The 25,417-nt window shown below is 40.2% G+C and carries 20 protein-coding genes and 1 pseudogene; 20 read left to right on the plus strand and 1 reads right to left on the minus strand.

The genetic code is table 11. The features are described 5' to 3' along the window. The first annotated feature begins 18 nt into the window (after positions 1–18). The 13 genes from xdh (at position 19) to IGI58_RS15105 (ending at position 16,094) form a co-directional block, all read left to right on the plus strand. Positions 19–2,595 carry a selenium-dependent xanthine dehydrogenase gene (gene xdh, locus IGI58_RS15045; RefSeq protein ID WP_429952759.1) on the plus strand — a complete coding sequence of 859 codons (2,577 nt, stop codon included), beginning with the start codon at positions 19–21 and terminating at the stop codon, positions 2,593–2,595. A 120-nt stretch (positions 2,596–2,715) separates the two neighbouring features. Beyond that, positions 2,716–3,312, plus strand: coding sequence for a nucleotidyltransferase family protein (locus IGI58_RS15050; RefSeq protein WP_429952758.1), 597 nt, complete (start codon positions 2,716–2,718; stop codon positions 3,310–3,312). Further along, positions 3,309–4,460: a selenocysteine lyase SclA gene (gene sclA, locus IGI58_RS15055; protein ID WP_429952757.1), complete on the plus strand. Its 1,152-nt coding sequence runs from the start codon at positions 3,309–3,311 to the stop codon at positions 4,458–4,460. The genes IGI58_RS15050 and sclA overlap by 4 nt, the downstream gene beginning before the upstream one ends. A 20-nt stretch (positions 4,461–4,480) precedes the next feature. After that, on the plus strand, positions 4,481–5,503 hold the full coding sequence (selD, locus tag IGI58_RS15060; protein ID WP_429952756.1) for a selenide, water dikinase SelD: 1,023 nt from the start codon (positions 4,481–4,483) through the stop codon (positions 5,501–5,503). A gap of 16 nt (positions 5,504–5,519) precedes the next feature. Beyond that, positions 5,520–6,110 (plus strand): sulfurtransferase-like selenium metabolism protein YedF, encoded by a 591-nt coding sequence (gene yedF / locus IGI58_RS15065; RefSeq protein ID WP_429952755.1) that lies wholly within the window; start codon positions 5,520–5,522, stop codon positions 6,108–6,110. A gap of 16 nt (positions 6,111–6,126) precedes the next feature. Next, positions 6,127–6,384, plus strand: coding sequence for a DUF3343 domain-containing protein (locus IGI58_RS15070; RefSeq protein ID WP_429952754.1), 258 nt, complete (start codon positions 6,127–6,129; stop codon positions 6,382–6,384). Continuing rightward, positions 6,372–7,100 carry a selenium cofactor biosynthesis protein YqeC gene (gene yqeC, locus IGI58_RS15075; RefSeq protein ID WP_429952753.1) on the plus strand — a complete coding sequence of 243 codons (729 nt, stop codon included), beginning with the start codon at positions 6,372–6,374 and terminating at the stop codon, positions 7,098–7,100. The genes IGI58_RS15070 and yqeC overlap by 13 nt, the downstream gene beginning before the upstream one ends. Continuing rightward, on the plus strand, positions 7,088–7,918 hold the full coding sequence (gene yqeB / locus IGI58_RS15080; protein ID WP_429952752.1) for a selenium-dependent molybdenum cofactor biosynthesis protein YqeB: 831 nt from the start codon (positions 7,088–7,090) through the stop codon (positions 7,916–7,918). The genes yqeC and yqeB overlap by 13 nt, the downstream gene beginning before the upstream one ends. A gap of 305 nt (positions 7,919–8,223) precedes the next feature. Beyond that, positions 8,224–8,667 (plus strand): flavodoxin, encoded by a 444-nt coding sequence (locus tag IGI58_RS15085; protein ID WP_087639790.1) that lies wholly within the window; start codon positions 8,224–8,226, stop codon positions 8,665–8,667. 61 nt (positions 8,668–8,728) lie between these two features. After that, entirely contained in the window at positions 8,729–9,562 is an 834-nt protein-coding gene (locus IGI58_RS15090) for a sulfide/dihydroorotate dehydrogenase-like FAD/NAD-binding protein (RefSeq protein ID WP_429952751.1), read from the plus strand. Further along, complete coding sequence (gltA, locus tag IGI58_RS15095) at positions 9,562–10,989, plus strand: NADPH-dependent glutamate synthase (RefSeq protein WP_429952750.1); 1,428 nt, start codon at positions 9,562–9,564, stop codon at positions 10,987–10,989. The genes IGI58_RS15090 and gltA overlap by 1 nt, the downstream gene beginning before the upstream one ends. Before the next feature lie 23 nt (positions 10,990–11,012). Continuing rightward, complete coding sequence (gene nifJ, locus IGI58_RS15100; RefSeq protein ID WP_429952749.1) at positions 11,013–14,552, plus strand: pyruvate:ferredoxin (flavodoxin) oxidoreductase; 3,540 nt, start codon at positions 11,013–11,015, stop codon at positions 14,550–14,552. A 267-nt stretch (positions 14,553–14,819) separates the two neighbouring features. Next, positions 14,820–16,094, plus strand: a complete 1,275-nt coding sequence (locus tag IGI58_RS15105; RefSeq protein ID WP_429952748.1) for an NCS2 family permease — start codon at positions 14,820–14,822, stop codon at positions 16,092–16,094. A gap of 109 nt (positions 16,095–16,203) precedes the next feature. Here IGI58_RS15105 and IGI58_RS15110 read toward each other — a convergent pair whose 3' ends face one another. After that, positions 16,204–17,601 (minus strand): TrkH family potassium uptake protein, encoded by a 1,398-nt coding sequence (locus IGI58_RS15110; protein ID WP_429952747.1) that lies wholly within the window; start codon positions 17,599–17,601, stop codon positions 16,204–16,206. A gap of 303 nt (positions 17,602–17,904) precedes the next feature. Between IGI58_RS15110 and IGI58_RS15115 the strand changes: the two are divergent. From IGI58_RS15115 to glyA, 7 genes and pseudogenes are all read left to right on the plus strand, one after another. After that, positions 17,905–18,317 (plus strand): annotated as a pseudogene (locus IGI58_RS15115) (FAD-binding protein); the annotation flags it as partial. Between the two features lie 28 nt (positions 18,318–18,345). Further along, positions 18,346–20,244: a MucBP domain-containing protein gene (locus tag IGI58_RS15120; RefSeq protein ID WP_429952746.1), complete on the plus strand. Its 1,899-nt coding sequence runs from the start codon at positions 18,346–18,348 to the stop codon at positions 20,242–20,244. 248 nt (positions 20,245–20,492) lie between these two features. Next, a complete protein-coding gene (locus tag IGI58_RS15125) occupies positions 20,493–21,083 on the plus strand; it encodes a thymidine kinase (RefSeq protein ID WP_225533195.1) in 591 nt (196 codons plus the stop codon). Between the two features lie 52 nt (positions 21,084–21,135). Further along, positions 21,136–22,209 carry a peptide chain release factor 1 gene (gene prfA, locus IGI58_RS15130; RefSeq protein ID WP_087639797.1) on the plus strand — a complete coding sequence of 358 codons (1,074 nt, stop codon included), beginning with the start codon at positions 21,136–21,138 and terminating at the stop codon, positions 22,207–22,209. Continuing rightward, positions 22,202–23,053, plus strand: coding sequence for a peptide chain release factor N(5)-glutamine methyltransferase (prmC, locus tag IGI58_RS15135; RefSeq protein WP_429952745.1), 852 nt, complete (start codon positions 22,202–22,204; stop codon positions 23,051–23,053). The genes prfA and prmC overlap by 8 nt, the downstream gene beginning before the upstream one ends. Positions 23,054–23,057: 4 nt before the next feature. Continuing rightward, positions 23,058–24,092, plus strand: a complete 1,035-nt coding sequence (locus tag IGI58_RS15140; RefSeq protein ID WP_429952744.1) for an L-threonylcarbamoyladenylate synthase — start codon at positions 23,058–23,060, stop codon at positions 24,090–24,092. A 55-nt stretch (positions 24,093–24,147) separates the two neighbouring features. After that, the gene (glyA, locus tag IGI58_RS15145) at positions 24,148–25,386 is read left to right on the plus strand and encodes a serine hydroxymethyltransferase (RefSeq protein ID WP_087639799.1); all 1,239 of its coding nucleotides are present in this window, start codon (positions 24,148–24,150) and stop codon (positions 25,384–25,386) included. Positions 25,387–25,417: the final 31 nt, after the last annotated feature.

A 25,417-nucleotide genomic window follows, 5' to 3' on the forward strand; every position in this document is an offset into this window, starting at 1 on the left:
TTGGGGTGTAAAGAAAAAATGTATTCATTCGTAGTAAATGGCAAACCTGAAACCTGCAGCACAAACAAAAAATTGATGGACTTTCTACGGGAAGATCTATCGCTGACCGGAACGAAAGATGGTTGTAACCAAGGCTCATGCGGCGCTTGTTCAGTGCTGATTAATGGAAGGGTTTCCAAAGCGTGTTTATTCAATTTGGAAAAGCTTGAAGGTAAGGAAATCACCACGATCGAAGGAATCAGTCAAAGACAAAAAGATGTTTACGCATATGCTTTTGCGAAAATGGGCGCAGTTCAGTGTGGATATTGTATACCGGGAATCGTGATCTCAGCGCAAGGCTTACTGAACAAAAAAGAAGAACCAAGCGATGAAGAGGTTCGTAAAGCAATTAGAGGGAATATTTGCCGATGTACTGGCTATGTTAAAATCATCGAAGCGATCCAATTAGCTGCTAAAATGTTTCGTGAAGATTTGAGCATACCAGAAGAAGCTTCAACGGGCAAACTTGGTGAAGACTTCAAACGTGTCGATGCGGTTGAGAAGACTTTAGGTACGGGGCTTTATGTAGATGATATCACAGTCGAAGGTATGCTGCATGCTTCTGCGATCCGTAGTAAATACCCAAGAGCAAAAGTCCTGAATATCGATACATCCAAAGCTTTAGAGCATCCTGAGTGTGAAGCGGTACTGACTGCTAAAGATGTACCGGGAAATAATAAAATCGGTCACTTGGAATTTATATCTGATTGGGATGTAATGATTCCAGAAGGAGAAATCACACGTTATGTGGGGGATGCAGTAGCGTTAGTCGTTTCTAAAGACAAAGAAGCATTAGAAGAAATCAAAGAGCTTGTCGAAATTGAGTATGAAGAGCTGAAACCGATGGTCACCTGTGAAGAAGCATTAGCTGAAGGAGCTCCATTGATCCATGAAAAAGGCAATGTTCTATCTCATGAGCACCTTGTTCGTGGAAATGCAGATGAACAGCTAGCTGCTTCTGCTCATGTCGTCACCCAACATTATTCTGTACCGATCAATGAACATGCATTTATGGAGCCGGAATGTGCGATTGCAATGCCGGAAGGTGAAGACGGAATTTTACTTTATAGTGCTGGGCAAAGTATTTATGATGAACAACGAGAAGTTGCAAGAATGCTTGGAGTAGAAAAAGAAAAAGTTCATGTCCAAGCAAAATTAGTCGGCGGCGGCTTTGGCGGAAAAGAAGATATGAGCGTCCAGCATCATGCGTCACTTGCAGCTTGGTGTTTACAGAAACCTGTGAAAGTCTTGCTTAGTCGCCAAGAAAGTTTGATGGTTCATCCGAAGCGTCATGGAATGGAGATGGACTTTACAACTGGCTGTGACGAAGAAGGAAATCTAACGGCAATGAAAGCTGTTATCTATTCAGATACTGGAGCCTATGCTTCGTTGGGTGGTCCAGTCTTGCAAAGAGCATGCACTCATGCGGCAGGTCCCTATAAATATCAACATATCGATGTTGAAGGTTTTGCCGTATACACGAATAATCCGCCAGCTGGAGCGTTCCGCGGCTTTGGTGTTTGTCAGACGGCCTTTGCAATTGAGAGTAATTTAAATCTACTGGCAGAAAAAGTAGGGATTTCGCAATGGGATATACGCTATAAAAATGCTGTAGCACCAGGAGACTCCTTACCAAATGGACAGCTTGTGTCAAATAATGCTGCATTAAAAGAGACCTTATTGGAAGTCAAAGAAGCATACGAAAATGCAGAAATTGCTGGTATTTCCTGCTTCTTTAAAAACAGCGGGATCGGTGTTGGCTTGTCCGATGTTGGTCGTTGTATTGTTTCAGTAGAAGACGGTAAAGTCCATGTAAGAACGAGTGCAGCATGTATCGGACAAGGGATGGCGACAGTTACCACGCAAGTGGCCTGTGAGACACTGAATCTACCACCGGAAATGATCATAGCAGAAGCACCAGATACTCGTCGTACACCGGATTCCGGCACAACAACTGCTTCTCGTCAGTCTTTATTTACAGGTGAAGCGACAAGAAGAGCTGCCATGCAGTTACGTTATGAGCTGGATATGGGACGTTCGTTATCAGATTTAGAAGGGCAAGAATTTTATGGTGAATATTCTGCTAAAACAGATCCATTGATCAATGATAAGACGAATCCTGTTAGTCATGCTGGCTATGGCTATGCTTCTGAAGTGGCGATTTTAGATGAAAAAGGGAAAGTCGAGAAATTTGTTGCTGCTTATGACATGGGACAAGTTGTGAATCCTAAAGCTGCGGAAGGCCAAATCGAAGGTGGGATCGTCATGGGCATGGGCTATGCGCTGACAGAAAAATTTGCGATGGAAGATGGGTACGTAAAAGCAAAATATGCCACATTAGGTTTGTTGAACGCGGCACAAGTACCGCCGATCGAAACGATCTTAGTTCAAGCTGATAATATTCATGACGGCTTGGCCTACGGAATCAAAGGAGTTGGAGAATTAGCAACGATTCCGACGGCTCCTGCATTAGCGGGTGCTTATTATGCACTGGACGGTAAGCTGCGTCCGACATTACCAATGGAAGATACCTTCTATCAAAAAAAGAAAAAGTAAAAAAGTAATACTGTGATGTGCTGGGAAAATCGCTCATAACAGGCGAAAAAACGCATCTATTTGAAAGAGTTGGATGCGTTTTTTCTTTTTTGTAAAACAGACGTAAAGGAGAAAAAAGTGATGCTAAAGATCAGTGCGATCATTATGGCCTCTGGTTTTTCAAAAAGAATGGGCACCAATAAACTATTCCTTGAATATCAGGGAAAAACTTTTTTGGAACACGTTCTTTTGTTATCGAAGAAGCTTGGCTTTTTTGAACAAATTTTAGTCATTTCACCTGAAAATCTAGCAGGCATATCTTTACCTGAAGACGTCAAAGTTGTGTTGAACCACGATGCTGACCAAGGTCAAAGCACCAGCGTACGTTTAGGGACACAATTTGCTTCTGGAGCTGGTTACCTTTATCTGACCGTAGATCAGCCTTTGCTGGATGAAAGCTTATTTGCACCGCTTTTAGCAGCATATACCACAGAAAACATTGTTTTTCCAGTTACATTAGAAGGAAAACCAAGTAGTCCAATCTTTTTCGGGAAGCGATTTCGGACAGATTTATTACAGGTTTCAGGCAGTACTGGCGGTCGTGAGGTCCGAAATAAATATCCTGATGCGTGGCATCAGGTGCCAGTCGACGAACCTTATCGGTTAGCGGACATTGATACATATAGCGATTATCAAAAGCTGATCGCCAATAAAGTAGATGAAAGGACACGATCATGAAACTACCTGTCTATCTAAATTATGCGGCAACCTCTAACCAGAAATTTGACACAACGATCGATGAGCTTTGTGCATATTTAAAAGAAAATAATAGTACAAATACAAACCGCAACGTCAATGCTTTAGGCGATCTTGGTGCACTTTTTAATGCACGCCAAGTACTTGCTGATTTTTTTCATGCCCCAGATCCAGCGCATGTGATTTTTACATCTAATGCGACGATGGCGTTGAATATGGTATTGCATGGCTTACTAAAACTAGGGGATCATGTATTGACAACAATGGTGGAGCATAATGCAGTAACCAGACCACTGCATCTTCTTGAGACGGAACGAAATGTTGCTGTTACACATTTAGTATGTGCGAAAGATGGTAGCTTTGATCCTGAGCAGATCGAAATGGCTATTCGTGGAGAAACGAAGGTGCTGGTGATGACCCATGCCTCAAATGTTTTAGGAACGATACTTCCTATTAAAGAATGTTTTGAAAAAGCCAAAAAGCACGGGATCATCACGGTTTTGGATAGTGCACAGACGGCCGGTTTTTTACCGCTTGATATGAAAGAGCAGGCAATAGATATTTTAACGTTTACAGGACACAAAAGCCTAATGGGGCTGTCTGGAATCGGCGGTTTTGTTTTAGGAAAAGACATAGAAAAGAAAATCGATCCTTGGTTGACAGGAGGAACGGGCAGTGCTTCTCATTTATTGACACAGCCGGAATTTTTACCAGATAAATTTGAGCCGGGCACCTTGAATACGCTTGGGATCATTAGCTTGAAAAGTGCTGTCACAGAAATACAGCGGCTTGGTTTAGACCGAATTTTAATGCATGAACGACTGTTGACGAAAAGATTTTTAGATGGCGTCAAAGGAATGCCGGTTGAAATCTTGGGATGCCAAGATGCAAAACGGTCAGTCCCTGTTGTTTCCCTCGTTAGTCCCCAAATAGATAGCGGTGAGCTTGCTCAACGATTAGCTGATGAGTTTCAAATCGTTACGAGATCAGGCTTGCATTGTGCACCATTGGCTCATGAAACAGCAGGGTCACTCAAGACAGGAGCTGTTCGCTTTAGCTTTGGCTGGGAGACAACGCTAGCAGAAGTCGATTATGCATTATCAGCATTAGAAAAAATTTTATCTCAATGATAGAAAGTAAGGAGAGACCGATGGAATTTTTATCACAATGTACATCAGGAGGCTGCGGCGCTAAAATAGGACCAAATGAATTAGCCGGCTTTTTGAATCATTTACCAACATTTACGGACAAACGCATATTAGTGGACTTTGACTCATCTGATGATGCGGCAGTTTATCAAATTTCAGAAGACACGGCACTGATTTCTACAGTTGATTTTTTCTCTCCAATGGTCGATGATCCTAAAACTTTTGGCCGGATCGCCGCAGCAAATGCTATGAGTGATGTGTATGCCATGGGCGGTGAGGTGCTGTTTGCTCTGAATTTGGTTTGCTTTCCTGAAAAGATGGACAAGCAGATGCTTTCAGACATTCTATATGGTGGAGCCGAAAAACTGAAGGAAGCACAAGCATCTTTGGCAGGAGGACATTCGATTTATGATCATGAACCGAAGTATGGTTTGGCTGTAACGGGAAGGATCGATCCACAAAAAATCATCCGTAACAACACAGCAGAACCTGGAGATATCTTGATTTTGACCAAAGCATTGGGTGTAGGCTTGATACAAGCAGCTGTAAGAGGACAGGTTGCTTCAAAGAAAGCAGAGCAAGCGGCTATTGACTCGATGGAGCGGTTGAATAAATATGCTGCTGAAAAAATGCAGGATTTTGCAGTCCATGCTTGTACGGATGTCACTGGTTTTGGTCTATTAGTTCATGCTGCAGAGATGGCAGACAAACATGTAACACTCGTCATAGACACAGAGCAACTGCCGTTATTGCCGGAAGCGTATCATTATGCAGAAGAATTTTTAGCGACAGCTGCTGGACAAAGAAATCGCCAGTTTATGGCTGATAAAATTGATCTATCCGCTATTACACCAGCTTTTCAAGAGATATTATTTGATCCGCAAACATCCGGAGGACTTTTGTTGAGCGTAGCACCAGAACAAGCAGAGGCTTGCTTGGCCGCTATCCAAAAAGAAGACCCAGTTGCTGCCATTATTGGGGAAGTCTGTGAAAGAATCACAGAGCAGCCGTTGCTTATTTTATAAGAAAGAAGGATACAAAATGAATAAAATCAATGCTTTAGGAAAACCCTGCCCAATTCCAGTCATTGAAGCCAAAAAGGCCATTCGGGAAATTCAAGCAGAAGGTGGATCGATCGAAATACTGGTCGATAACGAGGTCGCAGTTAAAAATATAGAAAAAATGGTCCACGGCCTAAAATTGAAGGCTAAGATCAAACAGGTGAACGAAGCAGAATGGACTGTTCAAATTGCTGTACCTAAAAAACAAATACAAGCAGATTCAGAGCAGCCCGACCAGGAGCTTGTGATTGCTTTTGGAAAAAAAACGATGGGTGAAGGAGATCCTGATCTTGGCGAAATTTTACTTAAAAATTTTATCTACTCACTGACAGAACTAGAGACACCACCAGAACATCTACTGTTTTTCAATAGTGGAGCATATCTGACAAATAAAGGGTCAAATGCTTTGAAGGATCTGCATAGACTGGAAGAGAAAGGAACGCAGATCAGCACGTGTGGTGCTTGTCTGGACTTTTATCAAATCAAAAAAAGCTTAGCAATCGGTGAAATCACTAATATGTATGGAATCACAGAAGTGATGGCTCAAGCAAAAAAAGTGATCAACTTTTAGTAAAAGAGGTGTAAAGATGGAATACCTTTTGACTTTTCAAAATACGCATTATGCTGTCCATAGTGAAAAAATTTTGGACGCACATAAGATCCCAGTTTCTGTTATGGCATTGCCGACAAGTCTGGGTGATTTTTGCGGGATCTGCTTACGACTGGACGCTTCTTATGTTGAAAAAGGACAACAGTGTTTATCACAGGCTGACTTACCAATTGAAAAAATTTTTATCATTGAAGAACAAAATAACGAAAGGAGCTATAGGGAATGGAACGATTGAACGATTGCTTTGCATTTCAGGGGAAACAAGTGATCTCACTGATTGGAAGCGGCGGTAAAACAAGCTTGATGTGGTATTTAGCGGACTGCTATCGTCACGAAAAAGTGTTAGTCAGTACGACGACGAAAATTGGCTATCCGCTTCATCAGCTGTACGACTTTTTCTATTGTCAAGATTTCTCTAAAGTAGGAACTGATGGTAGAGGGATCACATTAGCTGGAACACATATGCTGGGTGCACATAAATTAAGTTCGCCGCCTAGTATAGTTCAGCAAAGCTTTCCGTCCTTCGATAAAATTTTTCTTGAAGCAGACGGCTCAAAACAATTGCCTTTGAAAGGCTGGGAAACCTTTGAGCCAGTGGTCATCCCTGAGACCACTGTGACGATCGGGCTGATTCCGATTTCTGTTTTAAATCAAAAAATCGATGAGACAACTGTCCATCGCTTGCCCTTATTTTTGAGAGCTACTGGAACTAAAACAGGAGAGGTGATTTGCGAGGAGACATTAGCAGAGGTTATTTCCAGTCCCAAAGGTCTCTGGGCAAAGAGTCGCGGTCATCGTATTTTATGTATCAATCAGGTAGAAACCTCAGAACAATTAAATCAGGCGAAAAAAGTTTTATCCTTGCTGCCGTGCATGTTGATGAAGCGGCTGACTAAAGTTATCGCCTGTAATGTTCAATCTGGAAAAGGAGTCGTACTATGGGAAAAATGACAGACACATTTGCTGAAACGCTTGTTGCTGTACGTGGCGGTGGCGATCTTGCTACTGGTATCATTCAAAAATTGTACCATGCAGGGTTCAAGGTAGTTATCTTGGAAGCGGAAAAACCCTTGGCAATTAGACGAACTGTAGCTTTGTGTAATGCAGTTTTTCAAAAAAAACAGCACGTTGAAGATATGAAAGCCGTGCTAGTTGAATCAAAAAATGAATGTCATGAGTGTTGGAAAAATGGCTATTTACCTGTATTAGTGGATACAAAAGCGGAATCATTGAATGAGTTAAAACCGTTGATTTTAGTTGATGCTATTTTAGCGAAACGAAATATCGGAACGAATCGATCGATGGCGCCGATCACGATTGCATTAGGTCCTGGTTTTTCTGCATCAGAGGATGTTGATGTAGTTGTAGAGACGATGAGAGGTCATTATTTAGGAAGACTTTATTTTGAAGGAAGTGCATTAGCAAATACGGGCATTCCAGGTGAAATTGGCGGAAAAAGTGCTGAGCGAGTGATTCATTCCCCAGCCTCTGGTCAAGTAAAGCATATAAAAAAAATTGGAGACAGCGTTCAAAAGGATGAACTTCTATTTTATGTTGGGGACCAGCCAGTACATTCACCTTTAAAAGGTGTTTTAAGAGGCTTGATTTCAGATCAAGTAATTTGTCAAAAAGGTTTAAAATGTGCAGATGTCGACCCGAGAGAGACAGAAGAGGTCGATTGCTATACTATTTCAGATAAAGCACGAGCATTAGGCGGCGCTGTTTTAGATGCAATTCTGTTGATAGGACGTCAAAAGGAGTTGCTGTAGAGACGCTCTTTTTGATATCACTTTTAAGAATTGATCTTGCCATCTAAAAATTATTTTTTTTACCTAAAAATTATTGTTTTAAACATTGAGTTTATGGTATAGTATAAGTGAAGTTTTTGATTCTTTCCGTCTTCAAAAAAGAAAGCGTTTTATTTGGATTTTTAATTATGTGAAAAAGGTAATTTGATTAAAAGCTAGTAGAATAATTCATATTTTTGATAATAAGTATGAGAGAAATGAAAGGGGTTTCGTTCAGCTTTTATACTTTAAAATATTTTGTAAAAAAGATGAGAGGATGAGCAAATATGGCACTAGTAAAAATCGTTTATGCAAGTATGACAGGAAACACTGAGGAGATTTCAGAAATTTTGGAAAGTACTGTTCAGGACGCAGGCTTTGAGGTTGAAAGAGAAGAGTGCTCAGAGGTAGATGTAGACTTTTTTGATGACGCAGATGCATGTGTCATCGCGACGTATACTTATGGAGATGGAGAATTACCATTTGAGTTTGAAGATTTCTTTGATGAACTGGAAGATAAAGACTTATCAGGAAAAATCTTTGGTGTCGTTGGTTCGGGAGATCGGGAATATGGGGACTTGTTCTGTAAATCCGCTCATGATTTCGTTGAAGCGTTGGAAAAAGCAGGCGCAAAAAAAGTAGCAGAAACAGTCGAAATCGAAAATAACGCTGAAGATGAAGATGTCGAAGCATTGAAGAAGTTTGTCACTGAATTGACAGCAGGTTTATAAAGCTTGTAAATCATATGAAAGAAGGAAAAATGAATGAATTCATTCATTAACGGTAAAGCATATGTATAAGATAACCAAAAGTGAAGTACTTTCAACAAATGAATTTGATTTTTGGATCGAAGCGCCACGAATCGCTTCAAAAGCGCAACCTGGTCAGTTTGTGATTTTACGCATCAATGAAGTCGGTGAAAGAATTCCTTTAACGATTGCAGATACAGACTCAGAAAAAGGACTGATCCGTTTGGTTTTTCAAGTCATTGGCAAGACGACTGCCGAGCTGTCAAAATTAAAAGCTGGTGGTAATTTATTAGACTTAACGGGTCCTCTAGGCATGCCTACAGAGATCAAAAATTATGGGACAGTGATGATCGTTGGTGGCGGTGTAGGGATTGCAGCGATTTTTCCAATCGTCAAAGGGCTGAAAAAAGCTGGAAATCGTGTGATTACGATTCTTGGCGCAAAAACAGCAGAATTAGTGATTCTACAAGAAGAATGCGAACAGTTTTCGGATGAGTTGATCATTACGACAGACGATGGCTCTTTAGGTATGAAAGGTCTAGTCACTGAAGCGATGGAGCAAGTGATTAGAAGGGAGCCTGTTCATTGTAGCTGGGCGATTGGACCAAGCTTGATGATGAAATTTTGTACACTAACCGCATCAAAACATGACTTGCCTATCTATGTTTCCCTGAATCCGATCATGATCGATGGAACGGGGATGTGCGGAGGCTGCCGTGTTACGGTGGATAATAGCATCAAATTTGCTTGTGTCGATGGACCAGAGTTCAAAGGAACAGAAGTCAATTGGGATGAATTCATCAATCGCATGAAACAATATAAAGCAGAAGAAGAAACGTGTCTGGCGGATTATGAAAAAGCGCAGGTGACAAACTAATGGCGAGAAAAAGCAGAACAAAAACACCTATTTCAGAACAAGCGCCGGAAATTCGCAAAACGAATTTTGAGGAAGTTTGTTTAGGATATACGATCGAAGAAGGTCAAGCAGAGGCAGAGCGTTGCCTTCAATGTAAAAATGCTCCATGTATTGCCAGTTGCCCTGTAATGATCGATATTCCAGGATTTATACTAGCGATCAAAGAAGGTGATATGCAGGAAGCTGCAGACGTTTTAGGAAAATATACGAACCTACCAGCAATTTGCGGTCGTGTTTGTCCTCAAGAAAAACAATGTGAGGAAGTTTGTAAATTAGGCAAAGCGAAAAATTTTGAACCTGTGGCTATTGGAAAATTAGAACGTTTAGTTGCTGATTGGGCTTTGGAAAATCAAGATTTTTCAAAGCAGACATCGAACGATAGACCGATCATCGGAAAAATTGCGGTGATTGGTTCAGGACCGTCAGGGCTTACTGTAGCAGGTGATTTAGCTAAACTGAATTATGAGGTTACGATTTATGAAGCACTCCATGATGCAGGTGGTGTGTTGACCTACGGCATTCCAGAATTTCGTTTACCAAAAAGAATCGTAAAACAAGAAATCGAAAGTATTGAAGCATTAGGGGTCAAAATCGAAACAAATGTTGTCGTTGGAAAAACGATCACGATGGATGAGATCATGGAAGAATTTGATGCGTGTTATATCTCGGTAGGCGCTGGGGCTCCTAATTTCATGGGTATCCCTGGAACCTCTTTAAACGGCGTCTATTCTTCTAGTGAGTACCTAACAAGAATCAACTTGATGCATAGCTATGAATTTCCTAAATATGATACGCCGATCAAAAAGTCGAAAAATGTTGTTGTTATCGGCGGGGGAAATGTTGCGATGGATGCAGCAAGGTCAGCTAAACGGATGGGTGCAGAGAATGTCAGCATCGTTTATCGTCGTTCGTTGGAAGAACTGCCGGCACGTATCGAAGAATATCACCATTCTGTTGAAGAAGAGATCAATTACCACTGGCTTACTAATCCAATCGAATATTTAAGCGACAGCAACGGAAACCTAATAGGAGTCAAATGTATCAAAATGGAATTAGGCGAACCTGATTCATCAGGCCGACGCAGACCAGTTCCAATCAAAAATAGTGAATTTATTATCGAAGCTGACACAGTGATCGAGGCAATCGGTCAAGGATCCAACAAAGTGTTGTTATCCACTTTCCCAGAACTTGCGTTGACGAAATGGGGTTATATTGAAGCGGATCCAAAAACGGGAGAAACATCGATTCCCGGCGTCTTTGCCGGCGGAGATATCGTGACAGGAGCAGCAACAGTTATTTTGGCGATGGGCGCCGGAAAAGTTGCCGCAGTTCAAATGGATAAATATGTCCAGGAACAAAAGAAAATACCCGCAACAACAAAAGTCTGAGGAAAGATAAAAGGTGAAAAGACATGAAAAGAACAAAAACAATGGATGGGAATACAGCAGCAGCTTACATTTCCTATGCATTTACGGAAGTGGCAGCGATTTATCCGATCACACCCAGTTCTACAATGGCAGAATTAGTAGATGAATGGGCTGAAAATGGGTTGAAAAATATATATGGACAAAAAGTTCAGGTCATCGAGATGCAGTCAGAAGCTGGTGCAGCCGGTGTGGTTCACGGATCATTGAAGACAGGAGCATTGACAACGACTTATACAGCTTCACAAGGGCTACTGCTGATGATTCCTAACATGTATAAGATCGCAGGAGAACTTTTACCCTCTGTTTTCCATGTGGCAGCTAGAGCGATCACCACAAGTGCATTAAGTATTTTCGGTGATCATGGGGATGTTATGGCCACTCGTCAAACTGGTTTTTGTATGCTGGCAGAATCAAGTGTCCAAGAAGTAATGGATTTATCTGCTGTGGCTCATTTAGCGAGTATCGAAGGGAGCTTGCCGTTCGTTAACTTTTTTGATGGTTTTAGAACGAGTCATGAGCTACAAAAAATCGAAGTTCTTGAGTACGATGATTTAAAAGGAATGCTGGATCAAGATGCTGTTGATCGTTTCCGCCGCAGAGGGATGAATCCGAATCATCCGACTGTTTCAGGAACGGCTCAAAATCCAGACATCCATTTCCAACAACGTGAAACTGTTAATGCAAATTATGAAGCGATGCCGGCGATCGTTCAAAAATATATGAAGCAAATCAACGAAATAAGAGGCACTTCTTATGATTTGACAGATTATTATGGTGCAGAAGATGCGACTGAAGTCATTATTTCAATGGGGTCGGCTTCACCAGTGATCCAGCAAACAGTTGATTATCTAAATGGGCAAGGCAGAAAAGTCGGCTTTATCAATATTCATTTATACCGCCCATTCCCAACAGAAAACTTATTAGAAAAATTACCGAAGACCGTTCAAAAGATAGCTGTGCTAGACCGAACTAAAGAAGCTGGTGCAGATGGCGAGCCATTGCTTTTAGATGTTCAAAGTGCGCTTTATCAACATGAGAGTCGTCCAATCGTGATTGGCGGACGATATGGGCTAGGTTCGAAAGACGTTACACCAAATCAAATCAAAGCAGTATATGATCATTTATTACTGCCATTTGCCGATTTAAAACAACGTTTTACGATCGGGATCGTTGATGATGTGACATATCGTTCATTACCGCAGGGAGAAACGTTAGATTTAACGGCTCCAACAACTTTCCAAGCTAAATTCTGGGGCTTTGGTTCAGATGGAACGGTTGGTGCGAACAAACAAGCAATCAAGATCATCGGTGATAATACCGATTTATATGCCCAAGCTTATTTTAGTTATGATTCAAAAAAATCTGGCGGATTGACCATGTCTCATTTACGTTTTGGTAAAGAACCGATCACATCCACTTATTTAGTAGAGCAGGCTGATTTTATCGCCTGTCACAATGCCTCTTATATCCATAACTATGATTTGCTTAAAGGATTAAAAGATGGCGGGACTTTCTTACTCAACACGATTTGGGATAAGGAAAAAGTCTATCGTTTATTACCAGCTAAACTAAAAAAATATATTGGAGAACACAATATTCAGTTTTATATCATCAATGCGGTGGAGCTAGCTCGTGAAGTTGGGTTGGGACGGCGCATCAATACGGTGATGTCTACCGCATTTTTTGAAGTCACAGATTTGATGTCACGCGACGAATATCTACCATTATTAAAAGCAGAAGTTAAAAAAACATATGGTAAAAAATCAATGGAGATCGTTGAGAAAAACTACCAAGCGATCGATGGTACGTTTGATTCTTTACAAAAAGTAGAGGTTCCGGCAGAATGGGCAACGATCGAAGTTGAACCAGAAAAAGTCGATCCAACGCTGCCAAAATATATCACGAATATTTTACAACCGATCAATCGTCAAGAAGGAAATGACTTGACTGTTGGAGATTTGATCGATAACGGCATGAAAACTGGTGAGATGCCAATGGGAACAGCAGCCTACGAAAAACGCGGCATTGCATTAGAAGTTCCAGAGTGGCAAATGGATAAATGTACGATGTGTAATGAGTGCGCCTTTGTCTGCCCACATGCTGCGATCCGGCCGTTTTTAGCAGATGAAGAAGAAATGCAGGAGGCACCTGAAGGCTTCGTAGCGAGAGAAATGCGCGGCGCTGACGGCTTAATGTACCGTATACAAGTTTCTTTAGAGGACTGTACAGGCTGCGGCTTGTGTGTTCAAGCATGTCCAGTAAAAGAAAAAGCGATCCTAATGAAACCATACGAAGAACAAAAAGAACAAGCAATCAATTGGGCTTTTGCGATGACGTTACAGCAAAAAGAAAATCCTGTCCGCAAATTATCTGTAAAAGGTTCACAGTTCAATCAACCGTTGATGGAATTTTCCGGGGCCTGTGAAGGCTGTGGTGAAACACCATATATCAAGTTATTGACTCAGCTGTTCGGTGATCGAATGATGATGGCCAATGCTACAGGTTGTTCTTCTATTTGGGGTGGTTCTTCGCCTGTTACCCCATATACGACAAATGAATGCGGGCAAGGACCTGCATGGAGCAATTCATTATTTGAAGATAATGCAGAATATGGTTATGGTATGTATGTGGCAAATAACACGAAGCGTCAATATGTAGCTGACCAAGTTCAGGAGGCTATCGATAAGAAGGTAGGCTCGGAAGATCTTCAAGCGTTACTTCAAGATTGGCATGAGCATTACTTAGAAGGTGAAGGAACACAGCAGCGTGCAACGAAACTTGCAGCTGTGTTAAGTGAAGAATATCGATCAGATCCATTATTAGAACAAATCTATAAGCAAAGTGATTTGTTCGTCAAAACAAGCCAATGGATCGTCGGTGGAGATGGATGGGCGTATGATATTGGGTTCAGCGGAATCGACCATGTATTAGCTAGCGGGGCAGATGTCAATATTTTTGTCATGGATAATGAAGTTTATGCGAATACTGGTGGACAAACATCCAAAGCAACGCCGGCTGCAGCAATTGCGAAGTTCTCTGCTGGAGGAAAACAAACCTCTAAAAAAGATTTAGGTATGATGGCAATGACCTATGGCAATGTTTACGTTGCGCAAATCGCACTTGGTGCAAATTCAATGCAAACGATCAAAGCGATCGATGAGGCAGAACGTTATCCGGGTCCATCTTTGATCATTGGTTACACTCCTTGTATCAATCATGGAGTGAAAGGCGGAATGATCGAAACGTTATCTTTAGCCAAAGAAGCAGTTGAATCTGGTTATTGGCAATTGTATCGCTACAATCCGCAACTGATCGAAAAGGGCAAAGACCCAATGATCATCGATTACAAAAAAGCTGATTTCAGTAAGATGAGAGACTTCCTTGAAAAACAAACTCGTTTCTCTGCGTTACACACGATCAAAGATAATCAAGAAGTAGTTGAGCATCTTTTGACGAAAACAAAAGAAGACGCGGAAGACCGTTCAGAAAACTATGTAAAATTAGTGAGCCAGATCAAGAAATAAAGCTTCGTACAACTGAAGACCAAACAGTCCGGATAAAACTAGAAAATAGTTTTGCCCGGACTTTAATTTTTAATGAATAATGACCAAGAGTCAGATTCTTCAGTGATTTTTATCTCTTCCTTTTTTCTTGCCAAAAATAAAAAATTTATCAGAAACCTGAAAAAAACGTTTCCATTGTGTTATCCTTATGTTCGATCATTTAAGTAAAAAATACCAAATTATATTGATACATAGAGATTTGATTTATGGACTATTAGGAGGAGTTATATGTTTCGAATAAAAAAGCTGACTAAAGAAGGGCTCAAACGTGAAATAGTTGCGGGAACAACATCGTTTTTTGCTATTTCATATATTATCATGGTGAATACAGTCATTTTGTCTGAAGCGGGAATGCCGAAGGAACTGACGATTTTTGGGACGATCTTCATTTCGATCATTGGTTCGATTTTGATGGGATCGATAGCAGATGCACCAATTGTACTGACGACAGGGATGGGCGTAAATTCATTTTTCACATACACGTTAGTTCTTTCTTTGGGGCTGAGCTGGCAGGAAGCATTAGCTGTTAGTTTTTGTGCAGGGGTCGTATACTTGATCGTTGCCTTTACGAAGTTGAGTAAGTTATTCGCAGAAATCGTTCCTGAAACGTTGAAAGCTGGAATAACAGTTGGTATTGGTTTTTTTCTAGTGCTGATTGGATTAGAAAAGGGACATTTGATTTTAAGAGGGGAGCATACCTTTACACAATTAGCGCCGCTGAATGACAGTTTGACGATTTTGACATTATTTTCACTATTATTGACTGTATTTCTTTTTATCAAAGGGATACAAGGCAGCTTCTTTATAGGGATCGTTGTTGTGACGGCAGTTGCTAATCTTTTAGGATTAGTGGATCCAACAGAACATTTTTCTTTAGGCAGTTTAAAAAATGTTTCTCAAATTTTTCTAGAACTTGATTTCAGTTCAATGCTGTCAAAAAGTTTCTTACTCGGTGTATTTGCCTTATCGATGATTCTGATTTTTGAATCGATGGGGATTCTTAAAGGCTTGATGCCGGAAGCAGATGAGGATAAGTATTTGCGTGCTTATCGCGTCACAGGTTTGATTACACTGTTGTCTAGTCTATTTGGAACGAGCCCGACTATTGCAGCAGCAGAAAGTGCGACTGGGATCGAAGAAGGTGGGAGAACAGGCTGGACTGCCATTACGAGCGGAATCTGTTTCTTTTTAGCCTTGTTAGCTTTACCCTTTCTTTCCTATATCCCTGATTCTGCGTTAGCTCCAGCAATCATCATCACAGGCTTTTTAATGATCCAGCAAGTCAAGTCATTAAATTTTAGTGATTTTAGTGATTACTTTCCCGCAATGCTGATGATCGTTTTGATTCCTTTTACTATGAACATTTCTGATGGAATGGCTTTTGGATTTGTCGCTTATCCGTTAACAAAATGGATCGCTGGAAAGAAAAACGAACTGTCATTACCAATGTGGCTGATCTCTGGATTGTTTTTAGTGTATCTGATCGTGAATGTCTTGATTTAAACAAAAAGGTTGAGATAGAAGCGTAGTAGTTGCTTTTTTATCGCTGTTTATTCGTTTTAAAGAGGGACTGGGTCGTAACTCCTAGAGTTATGTCCCAGTCCCTCTTTTTTTATCCAATAATGATTTTTTCAGAAGGATATTCATAGCCGATATCACGTGTTTCTTTTGGCACGAAAAGCATCAATGTATACAACATACCGATTCGTCCAATAAACATCAATAAAGCGATCATTAGTTTGCCGACGGTCGTTAAATCAGAAGTGATCCCCAACGAAAGACCGGTCGTTCCAAAGGCAGAAGCAACTTCAACAATGATTGCGATCAGCGAATGGTCCTCTGTTGCGGTCAAAAATAAGACGGCAAAGAAACACATCGTTAATGAAAGCATGAAAACAACGATCGATTTTCTGACATCATCCTCATCGATCCTTCGTCCGAAAACGTTGATTTTATCTTCGCTTTTTAAGAAAGAGTATAAGTATAGGCCGATGATCGCTACAGTAGTCGTCCGAATCCCTCCGCCAACAGAACTGGGACTACAGCCGATAAACATCAATAAAGAAAAAACAATGAGCGTTGTCACCTGAAAATCGCCTAAATCATTGATCTGTAAACCAGCATTTCGAGTGGTCATAGAATAAAACATCGAGGTGATCCAGCGTTGCACTTCGCCCATCTCGATAAATAAATGATCTTTCTCCAGCAAATAAATCAGTAATGTTCCACCGACAAATAGAATCACGAAGGCCAGTAGAGCGATTTTACTAAAAAGAGAGAATCGAAACGGCAATCCCCGCTTTTTCTTTTTAAAAAATATCCATTCTCGAACTTCCATCAATACAGGAAAACCGATCCCGCCGATAAAAATCAAAAACATGATGAGCATCAAAAATAAATAATCATTCGCAAAAGGAATGATCGAATCCCCTGTTACATCGAATCCAGAGTTTGTTACAGCCGAAATGGATTGATAAAAGCCAAAGAAAATCGCTTTCGACCATGTTTTATAATACCCTGCATAATAAAAGTAGATCGAAAAAAATGTACCGAAAATAACTTGAAACCACAAGATAATCGAGAACGTGATGCGGATCAGTCGGACAATTCCACTCAATTTAGGTTGATTCATGTCTGTCATGATCAACTGACGCTGTCTTAATGAAATCTTGCGTTTTGACAAGATGATAAAAGCTGTCGAAATCATCATGATCCCGAGTCCACCAATTTGAAAAAGAATTTCCAATAATACTACTCCGCGGTCGTTAAAAACAGAATTGATATCAAAGGTAGATAACCCTGTCACACTAACAGTGCTGATCGCCATAAACAGCATATCTATAAAATGAACCTGCGAGCCCTTTTCTCTAAAAAAAGGCAGGCAAAAAAGAATATACGAGATGACTGTCATAATAATATAGTATGAAACAATAATTTGAATGGAAGAGAAATGGTTTGAAAAGTGTTTCCCTTTTCGCTGTGCCAGCCATATAAGCCGATTTCGATTCATAACGAACCTCCCAACTGTCATTAAGATAAGTATATCAGAAAATGAAAGATGGGCAAATAAAGAAAAATTTCTTAGAATAGATAAAAAATTGATTAAAAAAAAGTAGAAAAACAAGACAAATGAAAAAAGACATGTTATTTTATCAAAAGACAATTTATAGTCGTTCTAATTTGTGAAAAAAGTTAGATTGTTTAATTTATTCGTTAAAATATTATTTTAATTGATTACTATTTGCTTTCTATTGTGATTCGTTTCACTAAAAAAACGATCTATTGTCTAAAAAAAGATGAGGTGGGGGAAACAATGAAAAAAATCGTCTTGAGCGTAGTTTCTTTAGGACTGTTTGCGGGCTTAGCAGTTGGCTGCAGCAGTGATCAAGAGAAAAAGATGAGCCATAAAACGTCGAAAGAAAGTACAGAAGAAGTGACCTCAGGTGCCTCTGCAAATGGTTATACAGTTATCAGTGAATTGAAAGACAGCTTGATGTTGTAATTGTTGGCGCTGGTGGTGCAGGCATGACAGCTACATTACAAGCGAAAGATGCTGGAATGAATCCTGTTATTTTAGAAAAATTGCCGATTGCTGGGGGAAATAGGATCAAATCATCTTCTGGAATGAATGCATCTGAAACTAAATTTCAAAAAGAAGAAGGAATATCAGACAGCAATGACAAATTCTTCGACGAGACTTTAAAAGGCGGAAAAGGTACAAATAATTAAGTAGATCAAGTAAAGGTGATGAATAGTGAAGAAAAGAAAAAGTTTAGTACTACTTGGAACGATATTATTATGCACGACTCAATTAGCACCGATGATTTCATATTCTATGGAATCAGGGACATTGAATCAATCAAATACTTCAACGTTATATAATGAAAATAGTGAAGAAATGATGACAAGTCCAAAGCAAGACCTATCTGATCAGTCGATCATGGAATCAGAGCGTATTGAAGAACAGACAAACCAAGAAACACAGAATGAAGTCAATGAAACAGAAAATCCTTTAGCAGACTCAACTCAAACGTTAGTTGATGATAAAAACGAAATAGAAAAAGCAGCTGATGCCCAGGAGTCAAACGTGATTCAAGGCTTAGCAGACTCTTTAGGGACTTTGGAACAATTGATTCCTAAAAACCCAGAGGCTGTAGCTGATATCAGTGAAAATTTAGGTATTCTTCCAACCGATGAAGTCACGCAAGAGCAATTAGATACAATCACAACATTAAGAGCATCTGCCGGTGATTGGGAAGGATTTCAATATTTGACTAATCTTACTGAATTAGTCATTTTCACTGGAATCGGTCATCCTGAGAACAATGTTCAGTATCTACTGCCTTTGAAGCAGCTTGAAACGCTAACGTATGATGGTAGTGGCGGGAATGAACATACACTAGTCCCGAATGGCACATCCAAAAAATCAAGTGTTGATTTGACTCAATTTAATGAACTATTAGATAATGGCTTTCCTTTGAACGTCAATTTTATGAATTTAGATGTTACTGCTTATACACCATCATATAAATATGCAATTGCAAATCCGTTTATCGATCGAGAAGGAGCTGTGAGTCAAGAACTGAGTATTGATTCACCTTCATCAGATATTTTCTATGACGAAGAGAATGGGATGTTTTTTACAGAAATCGCTGATGGAACGATGGTTGTCCCTAGCAATAACCTAATTGATGAACTTTACTTTGCAGATAATGAATGGAAAATACAATATTACTTTACGATGGTCAATTTTAACGTACCAGTTTATGGTGATTTTGTGATTGAAGCAGATTCGGAAATTTCGTATCATGCGAATACATCCATTTCTGAAGCAACGTTTCTTTCAGATATCCATGCCAAATATGCAGCAAAACTTCCAATAGAGTCGGATGTAATAATAACGAGTAACTTTTCAGAAAACGTTGATTTTAATCAACCTGGAGAATATACAGTACAGCTTGATACAAAGTTATCTTCAACGATCGACTCTAGAGCAAATGCTAAGCCGGTTGAAGTCATTGTAACGATTTTGCCGGAGATCAGTGGGGATGTCATTGTCAAGTACGTTGATACAGAAGGCAACTCAATTGCGGATGAGATCATAAAGTCCGGCAGCATAGGAGAAGATTATACAACAGAAAAACAAGAGATCGCTGGTTACACATTTAAAGAAGTGCAGGGAAATGTGAGCGGTAAATTTACGAATCAATTGCAAACAGTGACATATGTTTATACAAAGAATACTGAATCTGCTGGAGATGTCATTGTTAGGTATGTCGATACGACTGGCCATCCAATTGCGGATGAAATCGTGAAATCAGGTAAGATAGGAGAAGGCTATACGACAGAAAAACAAGAGATCACTGGTTATACATTTAAAGAAGCTCAAGGAAATACAGCTGGTACATTCACGAATCAGGTTCAAACAGTGACATATATCTATACAAAAAATAAAGAGAATATTTCTTCACCAGCGCCTAAACCACAAAGTCCTTCGAACAATGGTCAAGGATACGAAAAGAATGATACGACTAAAGATGCACTGCCAGCATTAGGCGAAACCGATCACTTAACACTCAATATTCTTGGTATGATAATAATGGCAGTAACAGCAATCATTTTATTATTTAGAAAAAGAACACAGGAAAAATAAAAGACAGCATGCAATAGACATTAAAGAAATTGATTTCGATAGATCGATTCTTTATTGTCTATTTTTATGTAAAATCGGTCTACAGTTTTTAGATTTCCCAATATTATTAAAAGAGGCAAAGGAGAGAAGGAAGAGAAAATTTATAGAAAAAAATCTCTTGTTCGATATGCCATAAATTTACCACTGTAAAAAACTCCAGTTTTATAGTAAAATACGAGAGGAACAAAACGAAAGGTGACGACGGATAAATGGCACAATTATTTTTTAAATATGGCGCAATGAACAGCGGCAAAACCATTGAAATTTTAAAAGTAGCTCACAATTATGAAGAACAGGACAAACCTGTTGTAATCATGACAAGCGGACTAGATACTAGAGATGGCGTTGGTGTCGTTTCAAGTCGTATCGGCCTTAGAAGAGAAGCGATCCCGATTTTCAAAGAGACCAATGTTTATGAATTGATCCAAAAATTAGACTATCGACCATATTGTATATTAGTGGACGAATCTCAATTTTTAGGTAAACAGCACGTGATCGAATTTGCCCGTGTGGTTGATGAGCTGAATATTCCAGTCATGGCGTTCGGGTTGAAAAATGATTTTCGTAATGAGCTTTTTGAAGGATCTAAATATTTAATGCTTTATGCAGACAAATTAGAAGAACTAAAAACGATTTGCTGGTTCTGCCACAAAAAAGCAACGATGAACTTGCATTACATCGACGGTAAGCCCGTTTATGAAGGCACACAAGTTCAAATTGGCGGCAATGAAGCCTATTATCCAGTCTGCCGTAATCACTACTTTCATCCGCCGATCGATGGGGAACAAGAAGGAAAGTAAACGATAAATAAATGAATAAAAATGTTATCAAACAAAAAAGGAGCAGTTGACTATGTACGATCAGTTACAATCAATCGAAGATCGCTATGAAGAGCTGGGCGAATTACTAAGTGACCCTGAAGTCATTAGTGATACGAAACGCTTTATGCAGCTATCAAAAGAAGAGGCGAATACTCGTGAAACAGTAGAAGTCTACCGCCGTTATAAACAAGTCATCGAAGGAATCAGTGACACCGAAGAGTTATTAGGTGAAAAAATGGATGCTGAAATGACTGAAATGGCGAAAGAAGAGCTTTCAGAACTCAAAAAAGAAAAAGAAGTGCTTGAAGAACGAATCAAGATTTTACTATTACCAACAGATCCAAATGACGATAAAAATATTATCATGGAAATTCGCGGAGCAGCTGGTGGAGATGAAGCCGCATTATTTGCGGGGGATCTATTCGGCATGTACCAAAAATATGCAGAATCCCAAGGCTGGAAAACAGATGTTATGGAAGCGAGTATTACTGGGATCGGCGGCTATAAAGAAGTCATCATGATGATTTCTGGGGAGAACGTTTTCTCTAAATTAAAGTATGAGAGTGGTGCACACCGTGTACAACGTGTCCCTTCAACGGAATCGCAAGGACGAATCCATACCTCTACAGCGACAGTAGTGGTGTTGCCGGAAGCAGAGGAAGTCGAACTTGAGCTGGAAGACAAAGATATTCGTACGGACATTTACCATGCCTCTGGGGCAGGTGGTCAGCACGTCAACAAAACGGCATCTGCTGTTCGTTTGACTCATATTCCAACAGGAATTGCTGTAGCGATGCAGGATGAACGTTCTCAAATCAAAAACCGTGAAAAGGCAATGAAAATTTTACGTGCCAGAGTGTATGACCAAATTCAACAAGAAGCACAAAATGAGTACGATGCAAATCGGAAATCTGCTGTGGGAACAGGCGATCGTTCAGAGCGTATTCGTACCTATAATTTCCCGCAAAACCGTGTAACAGATCACCGAATTGGTTTGACGATCCAAAAATTAGATCAAATTTTAGCTGGAAAGCTGGATGAAATCGTGGATGCATTAGTACTGTATGATCAAACCTCAAAACTAGAAGAGATGCAAAATGGGTAACCGTTATTTTGAAGTCCTTGAACGGGCTTCTTCTTTTTTGGAAGAACAAGGGATTGAAGGTCAAAGTATCCTTTTTGTCTTTTTAGAGCGGAAAAACTGGAGCAAGACAGATTGGCTGATCCATTTAAAAGATGAAATGCCTGAAGAAGAAGAGCAGCAGCTTGAGACAGACCTAGCCTTGTTAGCGGATCATTATCCAGCTCAATATTTATTAGGCTATGCTGACTTTTATGAACAGCGCTTTTCTGTAAACGAACATACACTTATTCCTAGACCGGAAACAGAAGAACTCGTTGAACTTTGTCTAAAAGAGAATCTTGATGAGCCGCTGACAGTTACAGATATCGGTACAGGTACAGGAGCAATCGCAATCAGTTTGAAGGTAAATCGTCCAAGCTGGCAAATCCTAGCAGTTGATATTTCTGTTGAAGCTTTAAGAGTTGCTGAAGGAAATGCCAAGAGATTACATGCAGCAGTGGATTTTCTACAAGGGGATCTTCTAAAACCTTTAGAAGGAAAAGCAATTGATCTTTTGATCTCAAATCCGCCTTATATCAGTAATGATGAGTGGCGCCTGATGGATGAAAGTGTCCGCACGTTTGAACCTAAAACAGCTCTTTTTGCAGAGCAGGACGGTTTGGCTATTTATCAGCGTTTAGCACAAGAAGCACCGAAGATTTTAGCACCTAAAGGGAAAATATATTTAGAAATCGGATTCCAGCAAGGGAAAGCAGTGAAAGAATTATTTCAGCAGGCTTTTCCTGGACATGTCGTTCGAGTACTTAAAGATTTATCTGGTAATGATCGAATGGTAGCAGTCACACCAGATGAAAAAGCGGGGTGAAAATGTGGAAACAAAACTATTTACAGTTGATGAAATAGAGCAAGCGGCAAATTTGCTTCGCCAAGGGGAGCTCATTGCCTTTCCGACTGAGACAGTATACGGTCTTGGTGCCAATGCTTTGGATGAGTCAGCAGTCAAACAGGTTTATGCTGTCAAGGGGCGTCCCAGTGATAATCCGCTGATCGTCCATGTCAGTGATTTTGAGATGGTCAAAGAGTACGTCACTGATTTACCAAAGCAAACGGCAGCATTAGTAAACGCTTTTTGGCCGGGACCGCTAACGATGATCTTCAATGTAAAACCAGCTGCCTTTTCAAAAACAGTTACAGGCGGATTGCAGACCGTTGCTTTTCGTATGCCGAATAATCAGCAGACGGTCAATTTGATCAAAAAAGCAGGTGTGCCTATTGTTGGACCAAGTGCCAATACTTCTGGAAAACCAAGTCCTACAACTGCCGATCATGTTTATCATGATCTTGAAGGAAAAATTGCTGGTATATTAGATGATGGACCCACTCAAATCGGGGTAGAATCTACTGTTTTAGATTTGACTTCTTCTGACGGCGTCCCAGTGATACTCCGACCCGGGGCAGTCACGAAAGAACAGTTGGAAGCAGTCATTGGACAGGTGGCGATCGATCAGCACTTGATCAGCGAAAATGAAGCACCTAAAGCTCCTGGAATGAAATACAAGCATTATTCTCCAGATGTACCTGTTTGGATCATTGAGGGCGGTTTAGAGGTGTTTGATCAAGCAATCGATTGGGCATTCAAGAACCATAAAAGAGTTGGCCTTTTTGCAGATGATCAGATCATCGTTGAGACCAAAAAAGTCAATGAGACTTTTTCATTCGGGCAACCTTCCGTAGAGTCAGCGACAAAGTGGTTATTTGCTGGTTTGAGAGCACTGGATGAGACAGAGATCGATGTTATTTTTGCTCAGGGATTTCCGGAGACTGGCCTAGGGATCGCTTACATGAACCGGTTGAAAAAAGCTGCAAACCAAAAAATTTTAAAAAAAGATTCTATTTTCGAGTAGAGAGCATTTAAGTATGATACAATCGAGACATCTGAATGAAATGGAGGCTTGTTTAATGGATTATAAAACATTTGATCCTGATTTATGGGAGGCAATCGCGAAAGAAAATGACCGTCAAGAAAACAATTTGGAGCTGATCGCATCTGAGAATGTTGTTTCAAAAGGAGTAATGGCGGCACAAGGAAGTATTTTAACGAACAAATATGCTGAAGGTTATCCGGGCAAACGATATTATGGCGGCTGTGAGTTTATCGATATCGTTGAAGATTTAGCGATCGATCGTGCAAAAGAGCTGTTTGGTGCTAAGTTTGCGAATGTACAGCCGCACTCAGGCTCACAAGCGAATACAGCAGCTTATCTTTCATTGATCGAGCCAGGGGACACGGTGTTGGGCATGGATTTGTCTGCGGGAGGACATTTAACACATGGATCACCAGTGAATTTCAGTGGAAAAACCTATAACTTTGTTAGTTATGGTGTGGATCCGACCACAGAAGTGATCGATTATAATGTCGTACGCATTTTAGCACGTGAACATCAACCAAAATTGATCGTTGCTGGTGCAAGTGCCTATTCTAGAATCATCGATTTTGCTAAATTCCGCGAAATCGCAGATGAAGTTGGAGCAAAATTAATGGTAGATATGGCTCATATTGCCGGCTTAGTTGCAGCAGGCCTTCATCCAAATCCAGTACCTTATGCAGATATCACGACTTCAACAACACATAAAACATTACGCGGTCCTCGCGGCGGGTTGATTTTGACCAACGATGAAGACTTAGCAAAAAAAATCAATAGCAATATATTCCCTGGGATTCAGGGCGGACCATTAGAACATGTCATCGCTGGTAAAGCAGTTGCCTTTAAAGAAGCGCTGGATATCAGCTTTAAAGAATACAGTGAACAAGTGATCGAGAATGCCAAAGCAATGACAAAAGTTTTCAATCAAGCACCAGAAGCGCGTTTAGTGAGCGGTTCGACAGATAATCATTTATTATTGATCGACGTCTCTGGTTTTGGTTTGAATGGAAAAGAAGCGGAAGCAATTTTGGATAGTGTGAATATCACTGCAAACAAAAACTCGATTCCATTTGAGCAACTTAGCCCATTCAAAACAAGCGGGATCCGAATCGGTACTCCTGCAATCACAACTCGCGGCTTCAAAGAAGACGATTGTGTAGAAGTGGCTAAATTGATCGTAAAAGTCTTAAAAGATCATGAAAATGAAGTGACACTATCAGAAGTTCGTGCATCTGTGAGTGAGCTGACAAAAAAATATCCACTTTATAAGTAAAAGATTCGAGTGATTGACTAGTCAATCGCTC

Origin of the sequence: Enterococcus sp. AZ020 (genome assembly GCF_050499205.1) — a bacterium.
Lineage (GTDB): Bacteria > Bacillota > Bacilli > Lactobacillales > Enterococcaceae > Enterococcus_L > Enterococcus_L dunnyi.

Excerpts from the sequence above, each read along its gene's own strand:
- yqeC (WP_429952753.1), top strand. The coding sequence starts at position 6,372 with ATGGAACGATTGAACGATTGCTTTGCATTTCAGGGGAAACAAGTGATC.
- IGI58_RS15090 (WP_429952751.1), top strand. The coding sequence starts at position 8,729 with ATGTATAAGATAACCAAAAGTGAAGTACTTTCAACAAATGAATTTGAT.
- prfA (WP_087639797.1), top strand. The coding sequence starts at position 21,136 with ATGTACGATCAGTTACAATCAATCGAAGATCGCTATGAAGAGCTGGGC.
- glyA (WP_087639799.1), top strand. The coding sequence starts at position 24,148 with ATGGATTATAAAACATTTGATCCTGATTTATGGGAGGCAATCGCGAAA.
- IGI58_RS15125 (WP_225533195.1), top strand. The coding sequence starts at position 20,493 with ATGGCACAATTATTTTTTAAATATGGCGCAATGAACAGCGGCAAAACC.
- IGI58_RS15085 (WP_087639790.1), top strand. The coding sequence starts at position 8,224 with ATGGCACTAGTAAAAATCGTTTATGCAAGTATGACAGGAAACACTGAG.
- IGI58_RS15105 (WP_429952748.1), top strand. The coding sequence starts at position 14,820 with ATGTTTCGAATAAAAAAGCTGACTAAAGAAGGGCTCAAACGTGAAATA.
- gltA (WP_429952750.1), top strand. The coding sequence starts at position 9,562 with ATGGCGAGAAAAAGCAGAACAAAAACACCTATTTCAGAACAAGCGCCG.
- selD (WP_429952756.1), top strand. The coding sequence starts at position 4,481 with ATGGAATTTTTATCACAATGTACATCAGGAGGCTGCGGCGCTAAAATA.
- nifJ (WP_429952749.1), top strand. The coding sequence starts at position 11,013 with ATGAAAAGAACAAAAACAATGGATGGGAATACAGCAGCAGCTTACATT.
- sclA (WP_429952757.1), top strand. The coding sequence starts at position 3,309 with ATGAAACTACCTGTCTATCTAAATTATGCGGCAACCTCTAACCAGAAA.
- IGI58_RS15110 (WP_429952747.1), bottom strand. The coding sequence starts at position 17,601 with ATGAATCGAAATCGGCTTATATGGCTGGCACAGCGAAAAGGGAAACAC.
- IGI58_RS15070 (WP_429952754.1), top strand. The coding sequence starts at position 6,127 with ATGGAATACCTTTTGACTTTTCAAAATACGCATTATGCTGTCCATAGT.
- yedF (WP_429952755.1), top strand. The coding sequence starts at position 5,520 with ATGAATAAAATCAATGCTTTAGGAAAACCCTGCCCAATTCCAGTCATT.
- prmC (WP_429952745.1), top strand. The coding sequence starts at position 22,202 with ATGGGTAACCGTTATTTTGAAGTCCTTGAACGGGCTTCTTCTTTTTTG.
- xdh (WP_429952759.1), top strand. The coding sequence starts at position 19 with ATGTATTCATTCGTAGTAAATGGCAAACCTGAAACCTGCAGCACAAAC.
- yqeB (WP_429952752.1), top strand. The coding sequence starts at position 7,088 with ATGGGAAAAATGACAGACACATTTGCTGAAACGCTTGTTGCTGTACGT.
- IGI58_RS15050 (WP_429952758.1), top strand. The coding sequence starts at position 2,716 with ATGCTAAAGATCAGTGCGATCATTATGGCCTCTGGTTTTTCAAAAAGA.